Raw genomic sequence first — 3,800 nt, 5'->3', positions numbered from 1 at the left:
CGGCTCGGCGGCGCGGCCGGCGGCGGCCTCGTGGACCGTGTCGTGCAGCGGCCGGGACGGCGCGATCGTGGCGCCCGCGATCTGCGCGAGTGCGCTCTTCATGTCGTCCGTGATGGCGTGCGTGGCGGACGTCCGCTGCGCGGGCGCCTGCGCGCCGTTGCCGCCGCCGCCACGGCGCCGGCGGCCCTGCTCCTGCTGCTTGGGCTCCGGACCGGCCGGGGTCTCGGTGACCGACTCCGCGAGTCCGACACCGAGACGCTTGCGGGTCATCTGCACGAGCCCCAGCGAGGTGACCTCGGCGACCTGGTGCTTGGTGCGGTCGCGGCTCAGGCACTCGACGAGGCGGCGGAGCACCAGGTCGCGGTTGCTCTCGAGCACCATGTCGATGAAGTCGATGACGATGATGCCGCCGATGTCGCGCAGCCGGAGCTGGCGCACGATCTCCTCCGCGGCCTCCAGGTTGTTCTTGGTGACCGTCTCCTCGAGGTTGCCGCCGGATCCGACGAACTTGCCGGTGTTGACGTCGATGACGGTCATCGCCTCGGTGCGGTCGATCACGAGCGAGCCGCCGGAGGGCAGCCACACCTTGCGGTCGAGCGCCTTCTCGATCTGCTCGTGCACCCGGTGAGCGGTGAAGACGTCGGTGTCGCCGTCCCAGGGCTCGACCCGGTCGAGCAGGTCGGGCGCGACCTGCTTCAGGTAGCGCTCGATCGTGGCCCGGGCGTCGTCGCCCTCGATCACGAGCTTCGAGAAGTCCTCGTTGAAGACGTCGCGGACGATCTTCACGAGCAGGTCCGGCTCGCCGTGGAGCAGCGTCGGCGCGCTCGACGTCTCGACGAGGTGCTGGATCTCCGCCCACTGGTTCGCAAGGCGCTGCACGTCGACGGTGAGCTGCTCCTCCGTCGCACCCTCCGCAGCCGTGCGCACGATGACGCCGGCGGAGTCGGGCAGGGCGTCCTTGAGGATCCGCTTGAGCCGGGCCCGCTCGGTGTCGGGCAGCTTCCGGCTGATCCCGTTCATCGAGCCGTTCGGCACGTAGACGAGGTAGCGGCCGGGCAGCGAGATCGCGCTGGTCAGCCGGGCGCCCTTGTGGCCGATCGGGTCCTTCGTCACCTGCACGAGCACGGTGTCGCCGGACTTCAGGGCGAGCTCGATGCGCCGAGCCTGGTTGCCCTTCTCCCCGAGCCGGTCGCCGGCGGCGTCCCAGTCGACCTCGCCGGAGTACAGCACGGCGTTGCGGCCTCGTCCGATGTCCACGAACGCCGCCTCCATGCTCGGCAGCACGTTCTGCACCCGACCGAGATAGACGTTGCCGATCAGGGAGACGTTCTGCGACTTCGCCACGTAATGCTCGGCGAGGATGCCGTCCTCGAGCACACCGATCTCTATGCGGTCGCCCGCGTTGCGGACGATCATGCGGCGATCGACCGCCTCGCGGCGGGCGAGGAACTCGGCCTCGGTGACGACGGTGCGGCGGCGCCCCGCGTCGCGGCCGTCGCGGCGGCGCTGGCGCTTCGCCTCGAGCCGGGTGGAGCCCTTGAGCTTCTGCGGCTCGGTGATGAGCTCCTTGACCGGCCGGGCCTTCGGCACGACCTCGGTGACGGCGCCCTCGGTGGCCGGCTGCTGGCCGCCGGAGCGGCGGCGGGTCCTGCGACGGGAGCGGCGCGATGCGGCGGAGTCCGCGTCGTCGTCCGCGCTCTCCTCCTCCTCCTCGTCGTCGTCCTCCACGAGGTCCGGCGCCGATCCGGGCGCGGGCTCAGGCAGCGCGGGCGGGGCCTGGAACAGCACGGCCAGCGGCGGCCGGCGCGCGGCGGCCTGCTCCACGCGCGGCTCCTCCGAGGCGGCGTCGGGGACCGCCTCGCCCGGGCTCACGGTCTGCGGCTCCGTCACCGGGCCGTCCGCCGCGGGCTCTGGATCGGGCGCGACGTGCTCGTCCGCGCCCTCCGGGTCCGCGGCGGGAGCCGGTGCCGCGGAGACCGCGCTGCTCGCTCGCCGGGGCGCCGAGCGGCGTCGCCGCTTCGGCGCGTCCTCGGTCGTCTCGATCGTGGTCTCGTCGACCTTGCCGTCGTTCTCGTACTCCACCATCGCTGGTGCACTCCTCACGCGGAGCCGGCGACGCTTCCTCGGAAGCGCGCCCTCCGTGCTCCTCAGGCCGATCCCGTCGGCGAGCGCGTGCGCCGCGCCGATCGGGATCGACGCAAATCCTTGAACGTCCGCACACCCGCTCTCGGGTGCACGCGGCGGGACAAGCGCCGTCCCAGGTCCCCCCGGGCTCGGCCCGCTCGGTGCGGACCTGTCGAAGCATTCGGCCGCCGGTGCGGGTGCACAGCGACCTGAAGGCATTATCGCACGCCTCGCTCCGGAGCGTCCGCCCCCGGTGTGGGTGCATGCCGGTGCGATACTGCCGGGCGTGAACGAGCAGGACGCGAGACGACCGGTCGCGCTGGCGATCCTCTTGATCCTGGGCGGCCTGCTCGGGCTGCTCGCCGCGTTCGAGCTCACGCTGGACAAGTTCCAGGTGCTGGAGAACCCGAACGCGCACCTCAGCTGCAACTTCAGCGTGCTCGTGCAGTGCGGGGCGAACCTGAACTCCCCCGAGGGCAGCGTCTTCGGGTTCCCGAATCCGCTGATCGGGCTGATCTGCTTCCCCGCGCCGATCATCATGGGCGTGGCCACGCTGGCCGGCGCACGGTTCCCGCGCTGGTTCTGGTCCCTGTTCAATCTCGGCCTGCTCGCGGCGCTGGCCTTCGTCGTCTGGCTGATCGGCGTGAGCATCTTCCACCTGGGCACGCTCTGCCCCTGGTGCATGCTCGTGTGGACCGTCGTGATCCCGATGTTCCTCGCGACGACGCTGTACAACCTGGGCGAGGGCAACCTGCCCGCGGGCCGCGGTGTGCGCCGCGCGGGCGCCGCGCTCTACGGCTGGACGCCGCTCATCAGCCTGCTCGCCTACGTGGCCGTCGCGGTCGTCGCGCAGCTGCGCCTGGACGTGCTCGCCCAGATCTGACCCGGCGCCCCAGCAGGACGAAAGCGCCTGCTCGTCGTGCGGATCCGATCTGATCCTGCGGTCGCGGCTCCCGCGCCCGAGGTCAGCGGAACCAGAGGGCGAGCTCGCGGGCGGCGGACTCGGGCGAGTCGCTGCCGTGCACGAGGTTCTGCTGCACCTTCGCGCCCCAGTCCCGGCCGAGGTCGCCGCGGATCGTCCCGGGCGCGGCGGTCGTCGGGTCCGTCGTGCCGGCGAGCGACCGGAAGCCCTCGATGACGCGCTCCCCGGCGATGCGGATCGCGACGATCGGCCCGGACTCCATGAACTCGACGAGCGGTTCGTAGAACGGCTTGCCCTCGTGCTCCGCGTAGTGCTGCGCGAGCAGGGCCCGGTCGGCCTCGACCATCCGGATGTCGGTGAGGGCGTAGCCCTTCGCCTCGATGCGGCGCAGGATCTCGCCGGTCAGATTGCGTGCGACACCATCCGGCTTGATGAGGACGAGCGTCTCTTCGATGCCACTGGTCATGGGTTCTCCGTTCCGTTGTCGGCCGCACGGGCGGCCGCCTGATTGTTTCGGTCGATCCGTGCGGCGGCGATCATGCAGTACGCCCACATGGCGGTGAAGATCGCGCCGACGATGAAGAAGGCGGGGACGAGGATTCCGGCGGCCACCACGATGAGCTGCACGAGCCATCCCAGGACCACGCCGACGGTGTTCCGGAGCAGCCCGATGGCGAGGATCATCAGCACGATCAGCACTGCTCCCCCGCCCAGAGCCGCCCACGCCGGCAGCGAGTGCAGGCCGAACAGCACC

At 71.4% G+C, this 3,800-nt stretch carries 4 protein-coding genes; 1 reads left to right on the top strand and 3 read right to left on the bottom strand.

All coding sequences use genetic code 11. From position 1 onward, the window contains the following. A partial coding sequence (locus JWQ92_RS10330; protein ID WP_297344375.1) for an Rne/Rng family ribonuclease occupies positions 1–2,085 on the bottom strand: 2,085 nt, incomplete at its 3' end. Positions 2,086–2,410: 325 nt separating this feature from the next. Here JWQ92_RS10330 and JWQ92_RS10325 point away from each other — a divergent pair. Then, a complete protein-coding gene (locus tag JWQ92_RS10325) occupies positions 2,411–3,007 on the top strand; it encodes a vitamin K epoxide reductase family protein (protein WP_297344374.1) in 597 nt (198 codons plus the stop codon). Positions 3,008–3,089: 82 nt separating this feature from the next. Here JWQ92_RS10325 and ndk read toward each other — a convergent pair whose 3' ends face one another. Together ndk and JWQ92_RS10315 are read right to left on the bottom strand one after the other, a co-directional pair. Then, positions 3,090–3,512, bottom strand: a complete 423-nt coding sequence (gene ndk, locus JWQ92_RS10320; RefSeq protein WP_297344373.1) for a nucleoside-diphosphate kinase — start codon at positions 3,510–3,512, stop codon at positions 3,090–3,092. Continuing rightward, positions 3,509–3,800 (bottom strand): DUF4233 domain-containing protein (locus JWQ92_RS10315; RefSeq protein ID WP_297344372.1); only part of this gene is annotated, 292 nt, incomplete at its 5' end. The genes ndk and JWQ92_RS10315, both read right to left, overlap by 4 nt.

The organism is Amnibacterium sp., from assembly GCF_025463795.1.
In the GTDB taxonomy this organism is placed as follows: domain Bacteria; phylum Actinomycetota; class Actinomycetes; order Actinomycetales; family Microbacteriaceae; genus Amnibacterium.
Note: the sequence above shows the minus strand (reverse complement) of the source record. Positions and strands in the feature narration are given on the sequence as shown.

Coding starts and splice junctions, on each gene's coding strand:
- ndk (WP_297344373.1), bottom strand. CDS start 3,512: ATGACCAGTGGCATCGAAGAGACGCTCGTCCTCATCAAGCCGGATGGT.